Below are 19,157 nucleotides of genomic sequence, written 5' to 3' on the forward strand. Positions count from 1 at the left end.
TCCCTTCCGGATCCGCCCTTTCCAGCACGCATCAGCCATGACGGACGCGACGACCAATCTTCTCGACTTCGATCTCGAGGCGCTTTCCGCGTACTGCGAGCGTCTGGGCGAGAAGCGTTTCCGCGCCGTCCAGCTGTTCCGCTGGATCCATCAGCGCGGCGCGCGCGACTTCGACCAGATGAGCGATCTGGCCAAGTCGCTGCGCGCCAAGCTCGCCGGCTGCGCGACGATCCGTCCGCTGCCGGTCATCTCCGAACATGTTTCCGCCGACGGCACGGTCAAGTGGCTGTTCGACGTCGGCGCCGGCAATGCGGTCGAGAGCGTCTTCATTCCCGAGGACGACCGGGGCACGTTGTGCGTGTCCTCGCAGGCCGGCTGCGCGGTGGGTTGCCGCTTCTGCTCGACGGGGCACCAGGGCTTCTCCCGCAACCTCTCCACCGGCGAGATCCTCGCCCAGCTCTGGCATGCCGAGCACAGCCTGCGCGCGCGCCTGAAGACGCCCGCGGGCGAGCGCGTCATCACCAATGTCGTGATGATGGGCATGGGCGAGCCGCTGCAGAACTATGGCGCGCTTGTTCCCGCGCTGCGCGTGATGCTCGACGACCACGGCTACGGCCTGTCGCGCCGGCGGGTGACGGTGTCGACCTCCGGGGTCGTGCCCTTCATGGAGCGGCTGCGCGAGGACCTGCCGGTGGCGCTGGCGGTGTCGCTGCACGCGCCCGACGACGCCCTGCGCGACCCGCTGGTGCCGCTGAACCGCAAGTACCCGCTCGCTGAGCTGCTCGCCGCCTGCAAGGGCTATCTGGAGCGCGCGCCGCGCGATTTCATCACCTTCGAATACTGCATGCTCGACGGCGTCAACGACGGCGACGAGCAGGCGCGGGCGCTGCTGGCGCTGGTCGGCCCGAAGGGCCCGGCTGGCCGCGTGCCCTGCAAGTTCAACCTGATCCCGTTCAACCCGTTCCCGGCCTCGGGCCTGAAGCGCTCGTCCAGCGAGCGGGTGCAGGCCTTCGCGAAGATCCTGATCGAGGGCGGCATCGTCACCACGGTGCGCAAGACGCGCGGCGACGACATCGACGCCGCCTGCGGCCAGCTCGCCGGCGAGGTGCAGGACCGCACCCGCGCTGCCGAGCGCATGACCCGCGCGCCGGTGCAGGTGATCCGCCCGGTCCGTCCGGCCTGAAGTCCGGCCAGGGGGCTTCCCCCGGCGCGGCCGCTTCGCCACCTCCGCCCACCATGCTTTCCGGGAGCGTCCTGATGCCGAAGACCCCGATCTGCCTGCGACCGCTGGCCCTGACGCTGCTGCTGGCGGCTGTCGGTGCGTCCGGCCTGCTGGGCGGCTGCGTCGCCGGCCCGGCCACCCCGGTGCCGATGGGCACCGAGACCGGCAACGCGCCGCAGATCGCGCAGGCGGCGCGGCGGGACCTGGTCACCGCCTCCGACGAGACCGAGCCGATGCGCCGGGTGCGCATCCGCACCGAGCTGGCGGCGGCCTATTTCGGCCAGGGCCAGCACGCCACCGCGCTCGACGAGGTCAAGCGGGCGCTGGCGGTCGACCCGCAGCATGTGCCGGCGCTGAGCCTGCGCGGCATGATCTACGCGGCGATGAGCGAATACGAGCTGGCCGAGGCCAGCCTGCGCGAGGCGCTGCGCCTGAAGCCCGACGATGCCGACACCCTGCACAACCACGGCTGGTTCCTGTGCCAGCGCCGTCGCTTCGACGAGGCCCGACGCCAGTTCGAGGCGGCGATGGCGGTGCCGCAGTACCGCGGCCAGGCGCGCACGCTGCTGGTGGCCGGCCTGTGCGAGGCCCGCGCCGGCGAGCTGCAGACCGCCCAGATCATCCTGCAGCGCAGCTTCGATCTCGAGCCGGGCAATCCGGCCACCAGCTTCAATCTGGCGGAAGTGATGATGCGCCGCGGCGAGCTCGAGCGCGCCTTCTACCATGTGCAGCGCCTGAACCAGACGCCTGAGCTGGTGCGTCCGGAAACGCTGTGGCTGGCCATCCGCATCCAGCAGCGCCGGAATCTGCCCGCGTCCGTGGAAGAATTGGGGGGTCAGCTGCGCACTCGCTTTCCGACATCGCGCGAGGCGGCGGCATTCGATCAAGGACGATTTGATGAGTGATGTGACAACGCCGGCGGCCGGTGCGCAGCCGACCGGATCGGCGGGCCGCCTTCTCCAGGCAGGCCGTGAACGTCGTGGCCTCGAGCTTGATGCCCTGGCGCAGCTGCTGAAGGTGCCGGTGCGCAAGCTGCAGGCGCTGGAGGCGGACCGCTTCGAGGAACTGCCGGGCGCTGCCTTCACCCGCAGCCTGGCCCAGTCCTATGCCCGTCAGGTCGGGGTCGATGTGCAGGAGGTGCTGGCGCTGCTGCCGCAGGCCATCGTGCCGCCGCAGCGGCTCGAGCATGTCAGCCGCGGCCTGCAGACCCCCTACCGCGAGGGCAGCGGGGCGCATTTCGGCGGCAGTGGCGGCCGAGGTGGCTTCGAGGGCTTCCGGCCGGTGCACGGCGTCGCGCTGGCGCTGCTGGCGCTGGCGCTGCTGCTGTGGCTGCTGCCGCCGCTGTCGACGCTGCTGCCCTCGCTGGGCCTGTCGAGCCGCAGCGAGCCGGCGGCCGAGGTCGCCGCCGGCAGCGAGGCCGCGGCCTCGAGCACGGTGGTCGTCGAGACCGTTCATGGCACGCCGGGCGAGCAGGTGGCGACGCCCGTGCCGCCGGCGCTGCCGGCTGCCTCTGCCGTGCCGGTGACGCCTGCGCCGGTGGCTGCCTCGGCGCCGCCGGCGGCTGCGCCGTCCGCGCCGGCCCCGGTGCCCGCAGCCGCGACGCCGGCCGGCACGGTGGTGCTCAAGACCAGCGCCGCCTCCTGGATCGAGGTGCGCGATGCCGGCAATGCGGTGCTGCTGTCGCGCACGCTGCAGCCGGGCGAGACGGTCGGCCTGGATGGCGCGATGCCGATGCGGGTGCGCGTCGGCGTGGCCAGCGCGCTCGAGCTCTCGCTGCGTGGCGAGCCGGTCGATCTCAAGCCCTATACCCGCGGCACCTCCGCCACCGTGGTGCTCAAGTGATGCTCAAGTGAGCTTCCGCCCTCCATTGCAGCGATGACGATGAACACCCGTCCCGATTCCGCCCCGATTCCTCTCGGCGAGGCCCTGCCGCGCCGCAGTCTCCAGGCCCGCGTGGTCTGGGGCTCGCGTGTGGTCACCGTCGGCGGCAGCGCGCCGGTGCGCGTGCAGTCGATGACCAACACCGACACCGTCGACGTGATCGGCACCGCCATCCAGGTCAAGGAGCTGGCGCTGGCCGGCTCCGAGATGGTGCGCATCACCGTCAACACGCCGGAGGCCGCGGCGGCCGTGCCGCACATCCGCGAGCAGCTCGACCGCATGCAGATCGACGTGCCGCTGGCGGGCGACTTCCACTACAACGGCCACACGCTGCTGAGCCAGCATCCGGCCTGCGCCGAGGCGCTGTCCAAGTACCGCATCAACCCGGGCAATGTCGGCAAGGGCGACAAGCGCGATCGCCAGTTCGGCATGATGATCGAGGCGGCCTTGAAGTACGACAAGCCGGTGCGCATCGGCGTCAACTGGGGCAGCCTCGACCAGGAGCTGCTCGCGCGCCTGATGGACGAGAACCAGCAGCGCGCCCGGCCCTGGGAAGCGCGCCAGGTGATGTACGAGGCGCTGATCCAGTCGGCGCTGGACTCGGCCGGCCACGCGGTCGAGCTGGGCATGGACCCGGCGCAGGTGCTGATCAGCTGCAAGGTCTCGGGCGTGCAGGACCTGATCGCGGTCTACCAGGAACTGGCCAGGCGCTGCGATCACCCGCTGCATCTGGGCCTGACCGAGGCCGGCATGGGCACCAAGGGCACGGTGGCGTCTGCCGCGGCTCTGAGCGTGCTGCTGCAGCAGGGCATCGGCGACACCATCCGCGTCTCGCTCACGCCGCAGCCGGGCGAGGCGCGCACGCAGGAGGTGGTCGTGGCCACCGAGATCCTGCAGGCGCTGGGCCTGCGCACCTTCGTGCCGAGCGTCACCGCCTGCCCGGGCTGCGGTCGCACCACCAGCACCACCTTCCAGGAGCTGGCCAAGCAGATCGACGACTACCTGCGTGCATCGATGCCGGTCTGGCGCGCCCGGTACCCCGGCGTCGAGAACCTGAAGGTCGCGGTGATGGGCTGCATCGTCAACGGCCCTGGCGAGAGCAAGCATGCCGACATCGGCATCAGCCTGCCCGGCACCGGCGAGGCGCCGGCCGCGCCGGTCTTCATCGACGGCCAGAAGGCGCTGACGCTGCGCGGCGAGGGCATCGCCACCGAGTTCCAGGCGCTGGTGCAGCAGTACATCGAGCGTCGCTTCGGCGCCGGCAAGGCCGCCTGAGAGCGGCCCCCTCTCTCCATGATTCTTTTCTGATGAGCGAAAAACTCCAGGCCGTCAAAGGCATGAACGACCTGCTGCCGCCGGACTCGGCGCGGTGGGAATGGTTCGAGGACACCGTGCGCGCGATGATGCGCCGCTACGGCTATTTCAGCGTGCGCACCCCGATCGTCGAGCCCACGCCGCTGTTCGTGCGCGGCCTGGGCGAAGTCACCGACATCGTCGAGAAGGAGATGTACTCCTTCGAGGACAAGCTCAACGGCGACGCGCTGACGCTGCGCCCGGAAGGCACGGCCGGCGTCGTGCGCGCGGTGGTGCAGCACAACCTGCTCTACGACGGTCCGAAGCGCCTGTTCTACATCGGCCCGATGTTCCGCCACGAGCGGCCGCAGAAGGGCCGCTACCGCCAGTTCCACCAGGTCGGCGTCGAGGCGCTGGGCTTCGCCGGGCCGGACGTGGACGCCGAGGTCATCCTGATGGCGCGCAGCCTCTGGCGTGACCTGGGGCTGACGGATGTGCGCCTGGAGATCAACAGCCTGGGCCAGCCGGAAGAGCGCAAGGCCCACCGCGCCGCGCTGATCGCGCACTTCGAGGCTCACCTCGACCTGCTCGACGAGGAGGCGAAGCGCCGCCTGCACAGCAACCCGCTGCGCCTGCTCGACACCAAGAACCCGGCGATGCAGGCGGTGGTCGAGGCCGCGCCGAAGCTGATGGACTTCCTCGGCGAGGCGTCGCTGGCGCACTTCGACGCGGTGCGCGCGGTGCTGGATGCGGTCGGTCAGCCCTACCGCATCAACCCGCGCCTGGTGCGCGGCATGGACTACTACAACCTGACCGTGTTCGAGTGGGTCACCGACCGGCTCGGTGCGCAGGGCACGGTCTGCGGCGGCGGGCGCTACGACGGCCTGATCGAGCAGATCGGCGGCAAGCCGGCGCCGGCGGTCGGCTGGGGTCTGGGCATCGAGCGGGTGCTGGCGCTGCTGGAAGACAGCGGCGTGCAGGTGCCGGTGCAGGCGCCCGACGCCTATGCGGTCATCCCGGACGCCTCGGCGCTGGCGGTGGCCACCGTGACGGCCGAGGCCCTGCGCGCGCAAGGGCTGAAGGTGGTGCTGCACGCCGGCGGCAAGGACGGCCCCGGCAGCATGAAGTCGCAGTTCAAGAAGGCCGACGCCAGCGGCGCGCGCTTCGCACTGGTCTTCGGCGGCAACGAGCTGGCCGAGGGCATGGTGGCGGTCAAGCCGCTGCGCGGCGGCGGCGAGCAGGTGCTGCGCCCGCTGGCCGATGTCGCCGGCTGGGCCGCGACGCTGGCCGCATAATTCCCTTCGTCTTCCTTCCGTCCTCATTCCAACAACGATTGCAGCGCATGGCCTCGCATCTCGATCTCGAAGAACAGGAACAGCTCGACCAGCTCAAGGCGTTCTGGAACAGGTTCGGCAACCTGATCCTGAGCATCCTGCTGGTGGTGCTGACCGCCTATGCCGGCTGGAACGGCTGGCAGTGGTGGCAGCGCGATCAGGCCTCCAAGGCCGGCGGCGTCTATGACGAGCTCGAGCGCGCGGTGCAGGCCGGTGATGCCGACCGCGCTGCCAAGGTCTTCGCCGATCTGAAGTCGCGCTATGGCTCAACCGCCTTCGCCGGACAGGGCGGCCTGCTGACGGCTCGGGTGCAGGCCGACAAGGGTCAGGCCGATGCGGCCCGCGCCACGCTGGAGTGGGTCGCGGCCGACGCCGGGGAAGACGAGTACCGCGCGATCGCGAAGCTGCGCCTGGCGGCGCTGAAGATCGAGGCCAGGCAGCCTGACGAGGCGCTGCGCCTGCTCGAGGGCCTGCCCGAGAGCTTTGCCGCGCTGGCGGCCGATCGCCGCGGCGACATCCTGCTGGCCAAGGGCCAGCGCGCCGAGGCGGTGGCCGCCTACCAGCAGGCCTGGAAGGGCCTGGAGGCGGGCGCAGACTACCGCCGCCTGGTCGAGGCCAAGCTCGGCGCGCTCGGTGCCGCGCCCGACGCTGCGCCGGCCGCACCGGCTGACGGAGCGTCCAAGTGATCGCCCGCCGCGCCCTCGCGCTCGGCCTGAGCGCCCTGGCGGCGCTGCTGGCGGCCTGCAGCTCCAGCCCGAAGCCGACGCCCACGCCGCTGGAGCCGCTGCAGGCGAAGATCGCCGGCCGTCAGGTCTGGCGTCAGAGCCTGGGCACGCCGGTGGCCGGCCTGTCGGTCGCGGTGCTGGGCGACCGTTTCCTGCTGGCCAGCGCCCGCGGTCAGCTGACCAGCCTCGACATCGGCACCGGCGAGGTCCGCAGCCGGCTCGAGATCGGCGCGCCGCTGTCGGCCGGCGTGGGCAGCGACGGCCGCCATGCGGCGGTGGTCACCCAGGACAACGAACTGGTGGTGTCCGACAGCGAGCGTGTCGTCTGGCGCACCCGGCTGAACTCGCGGGTCGTCACCGCGCCGCTGGTGGCCGGCGAGCGGGTCTTCGTCCAGGCGATCGACCGCAGCCTGTGGGCCTTCGATGCCTTCGACGGCCGCCTGCTGTGGTCGACGCCGCGCTCCGGCGAGGCGCTGTCGCTGCAGCAGCCCGGCGTGCTGCTGGCCTACCGCAACACGCTGCTGGCCGGCGTCGGGCCGCGCCTGACCGCGATCGACCCGATCAGCGGCGCGCTGCGTGGCCAGATGACGATCGCCGCGCCGCGCGGCACCAACGAGGTCGAGCGTCTGGCCGATCTGGTCGCGCCGCCCGCCCGCCTGGGCGAGACGGTGTGCGTGCGCGCCTTCCAGTCGGCGGTCGGCTGCGTCAACGCGGAGCGTGGCTCGGTGCTGTGGACCCGCCAGCAGGGCGGACACCAGGGTGTGGCGATGGATGCCGAGTTCGTCTTCGGCTCGGATGCCAGCGACCGCATCACCGCCTGGCGGCGCAGCAGCGGCGATGTCGCCTGGAGCAGCGACCGCCTGCGCCACCGCGGCCTGAGCGCGCCGCTGAGCCTGGGCTCGACCGTCGTCTTCGGCGACGCCGAGGGCTGGCTGCATCTGCTGTCGCGCGACCGCGGCGAGACCCTGCTGCGCCTGCCCACCGACGGCAGCGCGATCGTCGCGCCGCTGGTGCGCTCCGGCCTGACGGTGCTGGCGGTGACCCGCGCCGGCAATGTCTTCGCCTTCCGTCCCGAATGAGCGGCGCCGCGGCCCCTCGCGGGTCGCGGTCTGCTGCTGTCTCTCCTGCAACAACAACGCGACGGCCCCGTTTCCTGGCGGCGTCGCAGATCGGATCTGAGCCATGAAACCCGTGATTGCCCTCGTCGGACGTCCCAACGTCGGCAAGTCCACGCTCTTCAACCGCCTGACGCGCAGCCGTGACGCCATCGTCGCGGACTATGCCGGCCTGACCCGCGATCGCCACTACGGCGACGGTCGTGTCGGCACCTACGAGTTCATCGTCATCGACACCGGCGGCTTCGAGCCCGACAGCTCCGAGGGCATCTACCACGAGATGGCCAAGCAGACCTGCCAGGCAGTGGCCGAGGCGGATGCGGTCATCTTCGTCGTCGACGTGCGTGCGGGCCTGTCGGCCCAGGACCATGACATCGCGCGCTATCTGCGCTCGACCGGCAAGCGCGTGCTGCTGGCGGCCAACAAGGCCGAGGGCATGAAGGACGGCCCGCAGCTGGCCGAGTTCTTCGAGCTGGGCATCGGCGAGCCGATCGCCGTCTCCTCGGCCCACGGCCAGGGCGTGCGCAGCCTGATCGACATGGCGCTCGAGGGCCTGGTGCCCGAAGAGGACGAGGACGAGGCCGAGGTCGACGACGCCGACCGCCCGGTGCGGCTGGCGGTGTGCGGCCGCCCCAATGTCGGCAAGTCGACGCTGATCAACACCTGGCTGGGCGAGGAGCGGCTGGTCGCCTTCGATCAGGCCGGCACCACCCGCGACGCGATCCATGTGCCCTTCGAGCGCGATGGCCAGCGCTACGAGCTGATCGACACCGCCGGCCTGCGCCGCAAGGGCCGGGTGTTCGAGTCGATCGAGAAGTTCTCGGTGGTCAAGACGCTGCAGGCGATTGCCGACGCCAATGTCGTGCTGCTGCTGATCGATGCCACCGAGGGCGTGTCCGACCAGGATGCGCACATCGCCGGCTACATTCTCGATTCGGGCCGTGCGGTGGTCATCGCGATCAACAAGTGGGATGCGGTCGACGAGTACCAGCGCCAGATGCTGCAGCGCTCGATCGAGACGCGGCTGTCCTTCCTGAAGTTCGCGCCGCTGCTCAACATCTCGGCGCGGCGCCGCCAGGGCCTGGGCCCGCTGTGGCAGGCGATCGAGGCCTCCTGGGCCTCGGCGCGCTGCAAGATGCCCACGCCGGTGCTGACCCGGCTGCTGCAGGAGGCGGTGGCCTTCCAGCAGCCCAAGCGGGCCGGATCCTTCCGCCCGAAACTGCGTTATGCCCACCAGGGTGGGCAGAACCCGCCGGTGATCGTGATTCACGGCAATGCCGTGGAGCATGTCACCGACGTGTACAAGCGCTATCTGGAGAGCCGGTTCCGCGAGCATTTCAAGCTCGTCGGCACTCCGTTGCGCATCGAGTTGCGCGCCTCGCGCAATCCCTTCACGGAAAAGGATTCCTGAATCCCGGGACCCCGATACCGCGCGTGTGATAACGTGCGGCACTTCGACTCCACTTTTCCAACACGGAGCATATCGTGAGCAACAAAGGGCAACTGCTACAAGACCCCTTCCTGAACCTCCTGCGCAAGGAGCATGTTCCGGTCTCGATCTATCTGGTCAACGGCATCAAGCTGCAGGGCCACATCGAGTCCTTCGACCAGTATGTGGTGCTGCTGCGCAATACCGTGACCCAGATGGTCTACAAGCACGCGATCTCCACCGTCGTGCCGGGCCGTCCGGTGAACTTCCACGCGGCAGAGTCTCCCGAGCCGCACTGACCCCTGATTCTCCAGCAATCGCCCTCAAGGCACTTTCTCGTCCATCTTGACTGAAACGGCTTCTCTCGCGCCTCCACGCGCTGTTCTGGTCGGGGTGGATCTCGGCCCCGGGTCTTCCTTCGATCCTTCCCTGGACGAGCTGGCCTTGCTGGCCGAATCCGCGGGCGACCTCCCGGTCGCCCGCATCATTGCCCGCCGCAAGTCGCCGGATCCAGCCCTGTTCGTCGGCTCCGGCAAGGCCGAGGAGATTCGCCTGACGGTGCTCGAGCACCGCGCGCAGTGCGTGATCTTCGACCAGGCCCTGGGGCCCGCGCAGCAGCGCAATCTCGAACGCGTGCTCGGCGTCGAGGTTCTCGACCGCACCGGGCTGATTCTCGACATCTTCGCCGCGCGTGCGCGCAGCCATGAAGGCAAGCTTCAGGTCGAGTTGGCCAAGCTGCAGTATCTGGCCACCCGGCTGGTGCGCCGCTGGTCGCATCTGGAGCGGCAGAAGGGCGGCCACGGCCTGCGCGGCGGCCCCGGCGAGACGCAGATCGAACTCGACCGGCGCATGATCGACACCCGCATCAAGTCGGTCAAGGAACGTCTGGCCAAGGTCAAGCGCCAGCGCGGCACCCAGCGCCGTGCCCGCGAGCGCCGCGGCACCTTCCGCATCTCGCTGGTCGGCTACACGAATGCAGGCAAGAGCACGCTGTTCAACGCGATGGTCAAGGCACGCAGCTATGCGGCCGATCAGCTCTTCGCCACGCTCGACACCACCGTGCGCCAGCTCTATCTCGAGGACGCCGGCTGCAGCGTCTCGCTGTCGGACACCGTCGGCTTCATCCGCGATCTGCCGCACGGCCTGGTCGAGGCCTTCCAGGCCACGTTGCAGGAAGCGGCCGATGCCGACCTGCTGCTGCATGTGGTCGATGCCGCCAGCCCGAACCGCCTCGAGCAGATCGAGGAGGTGATGCGGGTGCTGCAGGAAATCGATGCCGCGGGCATCCGCCAGATGCTGGTGTTCAACAAGCTCGATGCGCTCGAGGACGATGCGCGGCCTCGCGTGATGGTCGACCAGTTCGAGATCGAGCCGGGTCGCAGCATCGAGCGGCTGCATGTCAGCGCCCGCAGCGGCGAGGGGCTCGCGCAGCTGCGCGAGCGTCTGGCCGCGATCGTTCTCGAGGCGGACGAGCCGAGCCCGCCCGCCGAACATGATCCCCGTTTCGATCGGGACGGAACCATTGCCCCGGATTGGCGCTCCGACCCGGAGGATCATTTTCAACCCGCGCCGGATGCGGCGTGAGCCATGTTGTAATTCCGGACATGAACAACACGAAACCGATGGGTGAGCGCATCGTCTCGTCCCGCCTGGCCGATGTGGCTGGTGCAGCCCTTCATCTGGTGGCCGGTGCCGTCAGGCAGCTGACACGTCGGGGGCATGGCCCGGCAGGCGTCACCGTCCTGAACAATTCCGGACGCAATGACGGTCCGCCCGATCTCGACGAGCTGTGGCGCGACTTCAACCAGAAGCTCGGCGGTCTTTTCGGTGGCAAGGGCGGCCCGGGCTCGCCGACGCCGTCCGGTCAGCCTGACCCGTCGGAGGGGCGTGCGGTCGGCATCGGCGGCGGCCTGATTGCCGGCGTGGCGGCGGTGCTCTGGCTGGGCAGCGGCTTCTTCATCGTGCAGGAAGGCGAGCAGGCGGTCATCCTGACCTTCGGCAAGTTCAGCCGGACCGTCGAGGCGGGCATCCAGTATCGGCTGCCCGGACCGTTCCAGTCGCACGAGACGGTCAGCGTCACCCAGACCCGCTCGACCGAGATCGGCCGCAATGCGGTGGTGCAGACCACCGGCCTGCGCGACTCCTCGATGCTGACGCAGGACGAGAACATCGTCGACATCCGCTTCACCGTGCAGTGGCGGCTGAAGCAGGCCAAGGATTTCCTGTTCGAGAATCGCAATGTCGAGGAGGCGGTGGTGCATGCCGCCGAGAGCGCGGTGCGCGAGATCGTCGGCCGCAGCACGATGAACTCGGTGCTCTACGAGCAGCGCGACGCGATCGCGGTCGATCTGGTCAAGTCCATCCAGGCCCAGCTCGACCGGCTCAAGGCAGGCATCCTGGTGACGAACGTCAACGTGCAGAGCGTGCAGGCGCCCGAGCAGGTCCAGGCCGCCTTCGACGATGCGGTCAAGGCCGGCGCCGATCGCGAGCGTCTGAAGAACGAAGGCCAGGCCTATGCCAACGACATCATTCCGAAGGCGCGTGGCACGGCCGCACGCCTGATGGAGGAGTCCGAGGCCTACCGCGCACGCGTGGTGGCCCAGGCCATCGGTGACAGCGAGCGCTTCCGCAGCGTGCTGGCCGAATACCAGAAGGCCCCAGCGGTCACCCGAGACCGGCTCTACATCGACACGATGTCGCAGGTCTACTCCAATGTCAGCAAGGTCATGGTCGACTCGCGCAGCGGCAGCAATCTGCTCTACCTGCCGCTCGATCGGCTGATGCAGCAGTCGGCGGCCAACGCGCCGGTGCCGGCTGCCCAGGCGCCGGCCTCGGCGGCACAGCCGGAGCCGTCCGCAGGCACGGCGGGTGGGGACATCCGTTCCCGTGATGGTCAGCGCGGTCGCGATCGTGACGGTCGCTGAGTCGATTCGCAGGCACAGGCCCCAGGAACAGGCAAGAACATGAATCGAATCGGACTGATGGGCGTCGGCGCGATGCTGGCGCTGATGGTGGGATCGTCGACGCTGTTCGTGGTCGACCAGCGCAACTACGCGGTCGTCTATGCGCTCGGCGAGATCAAGGAAGTGATCACCGAGCCGGGGCTGAAGTTCAAGCTGCCCCCGCCGCTGCAGAACGTCAAGTTCATCGACCGTCGCACCCAGACCCTCGACAGCCCCGAGACCCGCCCGATCTTCACTGCCGAGAAGCAGAGCCTGGTGATCGACTGGCTGATCAAGTGGCGCGTCACCGATGCACGCCAGTTCATCCGCAACACCGGCGTCGATCTGCGCAATGCCGAGGTGCGGCTGAGCCCGATCGTGCAGGCGGCGCTCAACGAGGAAGTCACCAAGCGCACCGTGGGCACGATGCTCTCGAGCGAGCGCGACAAGGTGATGCAGGGCGTGATGAAGCGGCTGCAGGATGATGCGAAGAACTTCGGCATCGAGGTGGTCGACGTGCGCATCAAGCGGGTCGACTTCGCCTCGACGGTGACCGAGTCGGTCTATCGCCGCATGGAGTCCGAGCGCAAGCGGGTCGCCAACGAGCTGCGCTCGCAAGGTGCGGCCGATGGCGAGAAGATCCGCGCCGATGCCGACCGCCAGCGCGAGGTCATCCTGGCCGAGGCCTACCGCGAGGCGCAGAAGATCAAGGGCCTGGGCGATGCCGAGGCCTCGTCGATCTATGCCGAGTCCTTCGGCCGCGATCCGCAGTTCGCGAACTTCTATCGCAGTCTCGAGGCCTATCGCGCGAGCTTCCGCAACAAGACGGACGTGATGGTGGTCGATCCCTCGAGCGACTTCTTCCGCGTGATGCGCGGCGGCTCCGGCGGCGCGAAGTGATACGCGCGTGGGCGAATCGCTGCTGACCGCGCTGGCGCTGGTGCTGATCGTCGAGGGGCTGCTGCCCTTTGCCAGCCCGGTGCAATGGCGCCGCGTCTTCGAGGAACTGCTGAAGATGCAGGATGGCCAGATCCGCTTCGTGGGACTGATCAGCATCGTCTGCGGACTGCTGATGCTGGCTTTCCTGGCCGGCTGAGCCGTTGTCATCATGCCGACACCGACCCACGTGTGGGTCGGTGATCTCGTGCTGCCGTGCGCAGGCCGGTAGAATCACGTTTTTAGTCCTTCCCCCACCGCTATGTCTTCTGCTTGGCTGCTGCCCGAGCACATTGCCGACGTCCTGCCCCACGAGGCGCGGCGCATCGAGGAACTGCGTCGCATCCTGCTGGACGCGGCGCGTGCGCATGGCTGCGAGCTGGTCATGCCGCCGATGCTCGAGCATCTGGAGTCGCTGCTCAGCGGCACCGGCCGGGCGCTCGATCTGCGCACCTTCAAGCTGGTCGACCAGCTCAGCGGTCGCACGCTGGGCGTGCGGGCCGACACCACGCCGCAGGTCGCCCGGATCGACGCGCATCTGCTCAACCGCGCCGGCCTGACCCGTCTGTGCTACTGCGGTCCGGTTCTGCACACGCTGCCGGCCGCGCCGGGCAGCACCCGCGAGCCGCTGCAGTTCGGTGCCGAGATCTACGGCCATGCCGGTCTCGAGGCCGACCTGGAGGTGCAGGAGCTGGCGATCGAGTGCCTGCAGCGCGCTGGCGTGCCCGGTCTGGTGATGGACCTGGCCGATGCGCGCCTGCTCACCGGCCTGCTCGACGGTCTGCCGCCCAAGGCGATCGATGCGGAGGCGCTGGAGGCGGCGCTGGCGGCGAAGGACCAGGCCGCCGTCGACGCACTGACCGCGGCGCTGCCGCCGCAGGTGCGCGACGCGCTGCGGCTGCTGCCGGCGCTCTACGGTGGCGACGAGGTGCTGGCGCTGGCGCGCGAGCGCCTGCCGGCGCTGCCGCAGGTGACGGCCGCGCTTGACGACCTGCAGTGGCTGGCCACCCATCTGCGCCGCGCCTATCCGGAGCTGAGTGTCGGCTTCGATCTGGCCGACCTGGCCGGCTACGACTACTACAGCGGCAGCCGCTTCGCCGTCTACGCCGCCGGCAGCGCCGGCGCGCTGGTGCGTGGCGGCCGCTATGACAATGTTGGCGCGATCTTCGGTCGCAGCCGTCCTGCCGTCGGCTTCAGCCTGGATCTGAAGACGGTGGTCGGTCACGGCCATGTCGACGGCCGCCGCGCGGCGATCCTGGCGCCCTGGGGCGAGGATCCGGCGCTGCGCGCCGTGATCCGCCGACTGCGCGACAGTGGCGAGTCGGTGGTCTGCCTGCTTCCCGGCCATGAGCACGAGGCCGATGAATTCGAGTGCGACCGCGAGCTGGTCGATGTGCTCGGACAATGGGTGGTCCGGGCGCGCTGAGCGTCGCCGTGCTTCCCGCCTGACCCTCTTTCCTTTCGAACGGATACTTGAGATGGATACACGCAGTGCTGCGTCCGCCGGAACGCGCGGTCGCAATGTCGTCGTCGTCGGCACGCAATGGGGTGACGAAGGCAAGGGCAAGGTCGTCGACTGGCTGACCGACCATGCCGCCGGCGTCGTTCGCTTCCAGGGCGGCCACAACGCCGGCCACACGCTGGTGATCAACGGCAAGAAGACCGCGCTGCAGATCATCCCGTCGGGCATCATGCGCGAAGGTGTGCCGTGCTTCATCGGCAACGGCGTCGTGGTCGATCCGACCCATCTGCTGTCCGAGATCGAGCGTCTGGAGGCCGCAGGCCTGGATGTGCGCTCGCGCCTGTTCATCAGCGAGTCCTGCCCGCTGATCCTGCCTTTCCATGTCGCGGTCGACAAGGCGCGCGAGGCGCTGCGCGAGAACTCGGGCGCCGGCAAGATCGGCACCACCGGCAAGGGCATCGGCCCGGCCTACGAGGACAAGGTCGCCCGCCGTGCGCTGCGCGTGCAGGACCTGAAGCACCCGGACCGCTTCGCCAAGAAGCTGCGCGACCTGCTCGAGCTGCACAACTTCGCGCTGACCGGCTACCTGAAGAGCGATGCGCTCGAGTTCCAGCCGATCTTCGACCACGCGATGAAGCTGGCTGAGCAGCTCAAGCCGATGATGGCCGATGTGGGCGTGCTGATCGACCAAGCCAATCGCGCCGGCGGCTCGATCCTGTTCGAGGGCGCGCAGGGCACGCTGCTCGACGTCGACCACGGCACCTATCCGTATGTCACCTCGAGCAACTGCGTCGCCGGCAACGCCGCCGCGGGCTCGGGCGTCGGTCCGGGCATGCTGAACTACATCCTGGGCATCACCAAGGCCTACACCACCCGTGTCGGTTCGGGCCCGTTCCCGACCGAGCTGGACTGGGACACGCCCGGCACCGTCGGCCACCATCTGTCGACCGTCGGTCAGGAGCGTGGCACCGTCACCGGCCGGGCTCGCCGCTGCGGCTGGCTGGATGCGGCCGCGCTGAAGCGATCGATCCTGATCAACGGCATCTCCGGCCTGTGCCTGACCAAGCTCGACGTGCTCGACGGCCTGTCGGAGATCCGCATGTGCACCGGCTACGAGCTGCACGGCGAGAAGGTCGACATCCTGCCGCTGGATGCCGACGAGATCGTCAACTGCGTTCCGGTCTACGAGACCTTCCCCGGCTGGACGGAAACCACGTTCGGCGTGACTTCGTGGGATGCCTTGCCCTTGAATGCTCGCCGTTATCTCGAACGGGTTCAGGAATTCATCGGTGCGCCGATCGACATGGTTTCGACCGGGCCTGACCGTGACCACACCATCCTGCTGCGCCACCCGTACAAGGGTTGATCAAGGAGTTCCCATGCTGACTGATGACGGCAAGCACCTCTATGTTTCCTGGGATGAGTATCACCAGCTGATCGAACGACTGGCCATCCAGGTCCACGAGTCCGGCTGGGAGTTCGACCAGATCCTGTGTCTGGCCCGCGGCGGCCTGCGTCCGGGCGACGTGATGTCGCGCGTGTTCGACAAGCCGCTGGCCATCATGGCCACCAGCTCCTATCGCGCCGAGGCCGGCACGATCCAGGGTCGTCTGGACATGGCCAAGTACATCACCATGCCCAAGGGCGAGCTGGCGGGGCGTGTCCTGCTGGTCGATGATCTGGCCGACTCTGGCGTGACGCTGCAGGCAGTGGTCGAGCGCCTGCGCGGCATGCCCTCGATCCGTGAACTGCGTTCGGCGGTGCTGTGGGTCAAGGGCGTGTCCTGCTACACGCCGGACTATTTCGTCGAGATGCTGCCCACCAGCCCGTGGATTCATCAGCCCTTCGAGGAATACGATTCGCTGCGCCCGGACGGCCTGCTGCGCAAGACCAGCGTCTGATGGCCTGATTCTCCAGCCGCATGCGAATGCAAAGGCCCGCTCACCGAGAGGTGAGCGGGCCTTTTTCATGGTGTCGACAGCGATTCTTGTGACATGCGCGCCAATGGAAAAAGCCGACTTGAAGCCGGCTTTTTCGTCTGTCTGGTGCCCAGGAGAGGACTCGAACCTCCACGGAGTTACCCGCTAGTACCTGAAACTAGTGCGTCTACCAATTCCGCCACCTGGGCCTTGAAATCCTTGACTACGAACGATGATCCGGATCTCGAAGATCATCGCAAGATGGTGCCCAGGAGAGGACTCGAACCTCCACGGAGTTACCCGCTAGTACCTGAAACTAGTGCGTCTACCAATTCCGCCACCTGGGCCTTGAAATCCTGAATACGAGCAAAGACCGGGATTTCAAAGGTCTGTGCAAGTTGTCGAATCTGGCGTATGCTGGATTCGTTGGTGGTGCCCAGGAGAGGACTCGAACCTCCACGGAGTTACCCGCTAGTACCTGAAACTAGTGCGTCTACCAATTCCGCCACCTGGGCTCTTGCGCTGTTTCGAAATTTTGTTCCGATCAGCGGAGAACGCCAGTGTAGCATGAGAAAAATTCGATCCGCAAGTGTTTGAGAAGGAATTTCGTTGAACAGCACGCTGATGAGTGAAGTGGAAGGCACGGTGCAGGGTCACCGTGACGGTCACGGCTTCGTGGTGGTGGAGGGCGGCGAGGCCGACATCTATCTGGCACCGCAGGAAATGAGGGCGGTGCTGCATCGCGATCGGGTCCGGGTGCGCATCGTGCGCTACGACCGCAAGGGCCGCCCGGAGGGGCGGGTGCTGGAGATCCTGGAGCGGCGGCGGGCGCCGATCATCGGCCGGCTGCTGCTGGAGAACGGCGTCTGGATCGTCGCGCCGGAGGACAAGCGCTATGGCCAGGACATCCTGATCCCGAAGAACGCCACCGCGAAGGCCGAGGCCGGCCAGGTGGTCGCCGTCGAGCTGACCGAGCCGCCGTCGCTGCATTCGCAGCCGGTCGGGCGCATCACCGAGGTGCTCGGCGACATCGACGATCCCGGCATGGAAATCGAGATCGCGGTGCGCAAGTACGAGGTGCCGCACCGTTTCTCGCCGGAGACGCTGGCGCAGACCGGCAAGCTGCCCGACCGGGTGCGTGCGGTCGACATGAAGCAGCGCATCAACCTGACCGACGTGCCGCTGGTGACGATCGATGGCGAGGATGCGCGCGACTTCGACGATGCGGTCTACTGCGAGCCGGCCAAGGTCGGGCGGCGCAAGGGCTGGCGGCTGGTGGTGGCCATCGCCGACGTCAGCCACTACGTCAAGCCGGGCGACCCGCTCGACGACGATGCCTACGAGCGCGCGACCTCGGTCTACTTCCCGCGCCGCGTCATTCCGATGCTTCCGGAGAAGCTCTCCAACGGCCTGTGCTCGCTCAATCCCGAGCAGAACCGGCTCTCGATGGTCTGCGACATGCTGGTCGATGTCACCGGCGAGGTCGCTGCCTACCAGTTCTATCCGGCGGTGATCTGCTCGCATGCGCGGCTGACCTACACCGAGGTGGCTGCGGTGCTGTCGAACACCCGCGGCCCGGAGGCACAGCGCCGCGCCGACCTGGTGCCGCATCTGCTGCACCTGCACGAGGTCTACCGCGTGCTGCTCAAGCAGCGCGGCACGCGCGGCGCGATCGACTTCGAGACCACCGAGACGCAGATCGTCTGCGACGACAACGGCCGCATCGAGAAGATCGTGCCGCGGGTGCGCACCGAGGCGCATCGGCTGATCGAGGAGGCAATGCTGGCGGCCAATGTCTGTGCCGCCGATTTCATCCAGGCGGCCAGGCATCCGTCGCTGTACCGCGTCCACGAGGGTCCGACGCCCGAGAAGCGGGTGGCGCTGCAGGCCTATCTGCGCAGCCTGGGCTTGAACCTGTCGGTCAGCGACGAGCCCAAGCCGGCCGAGCTGCAGGCGCTGGCGCAGCAGACCCGCGACCGGCCGGATGCGGCGCAGATCCACGCGATGCTGCTGCGCTCGATGCAGCAGGCGATCTACACGCCGATCAACAGCGGCCACTTCGGTCTGGCCTATGACGCCTACACCCACTTCACCAGCCCGATCCGGCGCTATCCGGACCTGCTGGTGCACCGGGTGATCAAGGCCATCCTGGGCAAGCGCAAGTACGCGCTGGTGGTGAAGTCCTCGATTCCTGGTGCGGCGCAGCCGCTGCGCCGGCGTCCCGGTGGTGCCACTGCCAAGCCGATGCCCCGGATGGAGGGCATCGCGCCGCGCGATCTGGAGGTCTGGGAGGCGGCCGGCGCACACTGCAGCGCCAACGAGCGCCGCGCCGACGAGGCCTCGCGCGATGTCGAAGCCTGGCTGAAGTGCAAGTTCATGCGCGACCGCCTCGGCGAGGAGTATTCCGGCACCGTCAGCGCGGCGACCAGCTTCGGCCTGTTCGTGCAGCTCGACGAGCTGTATGTCGAGGGCCTGGTGCACATCACCGAGCTGGGCGGCGAGTATTTCCGCTACGACGAAGTCCGCCAGGAACTGCGCGGCGAGCGCACCGGCGTGCGCTATGCGGTGGGCGTGCGCATCCGGGTGCAGGTCAGCCGGGTCGATCTGGACGGGCGGCGCATCGACTTCCGCCTGGTGCGCGATCCGCTGGCGCCGGCGCTGCCGCCGGCCGCGCCGGCCGGCAAGGGCGGGCGCGAGCGCGCACCGGCCCGGGCGCAGGACGAGCTGCAGTCGGTGACCGAGGCCGATCGTGCGGTGCGCCGCGCCGCATCACGCGAGCGTGACCGCACCAACAGCGCGCGGCCTTCGCGCAAGGCCGCCAAGCGCACGGCCAAGTCCGCAGGCAAGACCGCCACCAAGAACAGCGCGGCCAAGCGCCGGCGCTGATTCAGGCCGAGGC

General features: G+C 68.6%; 17 protein-coding genes and 3 tRNA genes. 17 read left to right on the top strand and 3 right to left on the bottom strand.

The window, feature by feature from the left end:
- The first annotated feature begins 37 nt into the window (after positions 1–37).
- The 16 genes from rlmN to HZU84_RS07635 all read left to right on the top strand — a co-directional run bounded on the left by rlmN (position 38) and on the right by HZU84_RS07635 (position 16,240).
- Complete coding sequence (rlmN, locus tag HZU84_RS07560; RefSeq protein ID WP_149503239.1) at positions 38–1,183, top strand: dual-specificity RNA methyltransferase RlmN; 1,146 nt, start codon at positions 38–40, stop codon at positions 1,181–1,183.
- Positions 1,184–1,257: 74 nt separating this feature from the next.
- A complete protein-coding gene (pilW, locus tag HZU84_RS07565; RefSeq protein WP_244954457.1) occupies positions 1,258–2,127 on the top strand; it encodes a type IV pilus biogenesis/stability protein PilW in 870 nt (289 codons plus the stop codon).
- On the top strand, positions 2,120–3,064 hold the full coding sequence (locus HZU84_RS07570; RefSeq protein WP_149503241.1) for a helix-turn-helix domain-containing protein: 945 nt from the start codon (positions 2,120–2,122) through the stop codon (positions 3,062–3,064). The genes pilW and HZU84_RS07570 overlap by 8 nt, the downstream gene beginning before the upstream one ends.
- 39 nt (positions 3,065–3,103) lie before the next feature.
- Complete coding sequence (ispG, locus tag HZU84_RS07575; RefSeq protein WP_375139025.1) at positions 3,104–4,378, top strand: flavodoxin-dependent (E)-4-hydroxy-3-methylbut-2-enyl-diphosphate synthase; 1,275 nt, start codon at positions 3,104–3,106, stop codon at positions 4,376–4,378.
- 32 nt (positions 4,379–4,410) lie between these two features.
- The gene (gene hisS / locus HZU84_RS07580; RefSeq protein ID WP_149503243.1) at positions 4,411–5,691 is read left to right on the top strand and encodes a histidine--tRNA ligase; all 1,281 of its coding nucleotides are present in this window, start codon (positions 4,411–4,413) and stop codon (positions 5,689–5,691) included.
- 47 nt (positions 5,692–5,738) lie between these two features.
- Entirely contained in the window at positions 5,739–6,416 is a 678-nt protein-coding gene (locus tag HZU84_RS07585; protein WP_149503244.1) for a YfgM family protein, read from the top strand.
- The gene (bamB, locus tag HZU84_RS07590) at positions 6,413–7,534 is read left to right on the top strand and encodes an outer membrane protein assembly factor BamB (RefSeq protein WP_244954458.1); all 1,122 of its coding nucleotides are present in this window, start codon (positions 6,413–6,415) and stop codon (positions 7,532–7,534) included. Before HZU84_RS07585 ends, bamB begins: the two co-directional genes overlap by 4 nt.
- A 103-nt stretch (positions 7,535–7,637) precedes the next feature.
- A complete protein-coding gene (der, locus tag HZU84_RS07595; protein ID WP_149503245.1) occupies positions 7,638–8,981 on the top strand; it encodes a ribosome biogenesis GTPase Der in 1,344 nt (447 codons plus the stop codon).
- A gap of 74 nt (positions 8,982–9,055) precedes the next feature.
- Complete coding sequence (gene hfq / locus HZU84_RS07600) at positions 9,056–9,298, top strand: RNA chaperone Hfq (protein WP_037481379.1); 243 nt, start codon at positions 9,056–9,058, stop codon at positions 9,296–9,298.
- Between the two features lie 46 nt (positions 9,299–9,344).
- Entirely contained in the window at positions 9,345–10,583 is a 1,239-nt protein-coding gene (gene hflX / locus HZU84_RS07605; RefSeq protein ID WP_149503246.1) for a GTPase HflX, read from the top strand.
- Between the two features lie 20 nt (positions 10,584–10,603).
- Positions 10,604–11,923, top strand: a complete 1,320-nt coding sequence (gene hflK / locus HZU84_RS07610; protein WP_244954459.1) for an FtsH protease activity modulator HflK — start codon at positions 10,604–10,606, stop codon at positions 11,921–11,923.
- 39 nt (positions 11,924–11,962) lie between these two features.
- Complete coding sequence (gene hflC / locus HZU84_RS07615) at positions 11,963–12,841, top strand: protease modulator HflC (protein ID WP_149503247.1); 879 nt, start codon at positions 11,963–11,965, stop codon at positions 12,839–12,841.
- A gap of 7 nt (positions 12,842–12,848) precedes the next feature.
- A complete protein-coding gene (locus HZU84_RS07620) occupies positions 12,849–13,037 on the top strand; it encodes a DUF2065 domain-containing protein (protein WP_037481384.1) in 189 nt (62 codons plus the stop codon).
- A gap of 102 nt (positions 13,038–13,139) precedes the next feature.
- Positions 13,140–14,303: an ATP phosphoribosyltransferase regulatory subunit gene (locus HZU84_RS07625; protein ID WP_149503248.1), complete on the top strand. Its 1,164-nt coding sequence runs from the start codon at positions 13,140–13,142 to the stop codon at positions 14,301–14,303.
- A gap of 52 nt (positions 14,304–14,355) precedes the next feature.
- Complete coding sequence (locus tag HZU84_RS07630) at positions 14,356–15,705, top strand: adenylosuccinate synthase (protein ID WP_149503249.1); 1,350 nt, start codon at positions 14,356–14,358, stop codon at positions 15,703–15,705.
- 13 nt (positions 15,706–15,718) lie between these two features.
- Positions 15,719–16,240: a phosphoribosyltransferase gene (locus HZU84_RS07635; RefSeq protein WP_149503250.1), complete on the top strand. Its 522-nt coding sequence runs from the start codon at positions 15,719–15,721 to the stop codon at positions 16,238–16,240.
- Between the two features lie 142 nt (positions 16,241–16,382).
- Here the strand turns inward: HZU84_RS07635 and HZU84_RS07640 are convergent.
- From HZU84_RS07640 to HZU84_RS07650, 3 genes are all read right to left on the bottom strand, one after another.
- Positions 16,383–16,467: transfer RNA gene (locus tag HZU84_RS07640), tRNA-Leu, on the bottom strand.
- 53 nt (positions 16,468–16,520) lie between these two features.
- Positions 16,521–16,605, bottom strand: a tRNA-Leu gene (locus HZU84_RS07645).
- 83 nt (positions 16,606–16,688) lie between these two features.
- A tRNA-Leu gene (locus HZU84_RS07650) sits at positions 16,689–16,773 on the bottom strand.
- Between the two features lie 109 nt (positions 16,774–16,882).
- On the opposite strand from HZU84_RS07650, the gene rnr reads away from it, so the two are divergent.
- Complete coding sequence (gene rnr, locus HZU84_RS07655; protein WP_149503251.1) at positions 16,883–19,144, top strand: ribonuclease R; 2,262 nt, start codon at positions 16,883–16,885, stop codon at positions 19,142–19,144.
- The last annotated feature ends 13 nt before the right edge of the window (positions 19,145–19,157 follow it).

Source organism: Sphaerotilus sulfidivorans, assembly GCF_013426975.1.
GTDB classification, from domain to species: domain Bacteria; phylum Pseudomonadota; class Gammaproteobacteria; order Burkholderiales; family Burkholderiaceae_C; genus Sphaerotilus; species Sphaerotilus sulfidivorans.

Excerpts from the sequence above, each read along its gene's own strand:
- HZU84_RS07585 (WP_149503244.1), top strand. The coding sequence starts at position 5,739 with ATGGCCTCGCATCTCGATCTCGAAGAACAGGAACAGCTCGACCAGCTC.
- hflK (WP_244954459.1), top strand. The coding sequence starts at position 10,604 with ATGAACAACACGAAACCGATGGGTGAGCGCATCGTCTCGTCCCGCCTG.
- HZU84_RS07635 (WP_149503250.1), top strand. The coding sequence starts at position 15,719 with ATGCTGACTGATGACGGCAAGCACCTCTATGTTTCCTGGGATGAGTAT.
- HZU84_RS07625 (WP_149503248.1), top strand. The coding sequence starts at position 13,140 with ATGTCTTCTGCTTGGCTGCTGCCCGAGCACATTGCCGACGTCCTGCCC.
- rlmN (WP_149503239.1), top strand. The coding sequence starts at position 38 with ATGACGGACGCGACGACCAATCTTCTCGACTTCGATCTCGAGGCGCTT.
- hisS (WP_149503243.1), top strand. The coding sequence starts at position 4,411 with ATGAGCGAAAAACTCCAGGCCGTCAAAGGCATGAACGACCTGCTGCCG.
- HZU84_RS07570 (WP_149503241.1), top strand. The coding sequence starts at position 2,120 with ATGAGTGATGTGACAACGCCGGCGGCCGGTGCGCAGCCGACCGGATCG.
- pilW (WP_244954457.1), top strand. The coding sequence starts at position 1,258 with ATGCCGAAGACCCCGATCTGCCTGCGACCGCTGGCCCTGACGCTGCTG.
- der (WP_149503245.1), top strand. The coding sequence starts at position 7,638 with ATGAAACCCGTGATTGCCCTCGTCGGACGTCCCAACGTCGGCAAGTCC.
- ispG (WP_375139025.1), top strand. The coding sequence starts at position 3,104 with ATGAACACCCGTCCCGATTCCGCCCCGATTCCTCTCGGCGAGGCCCTG.
- hflC (WP_149503247.1), top strand. The coding sequence starts at position 11,963 with ATGAATCGAATCGGACTGATGGGCGTCGGCGCGATGCTGGCGCTGATG.
- HZU84_RS07630 (WP_149503249.1), top strand. The coding sequence starts at position 14,356 with ATGGATACACGCAGTGCTGCGTCCGCCGGAACGCGCGGTCGCAATGTC.
- rnr (WP_149503251.1), top strand. The coding sequence starts at position 16,883 with ATGAGTGAAGTGGAAGGCACGGTGCAGGGTCACCGTGACGGTCACGGC.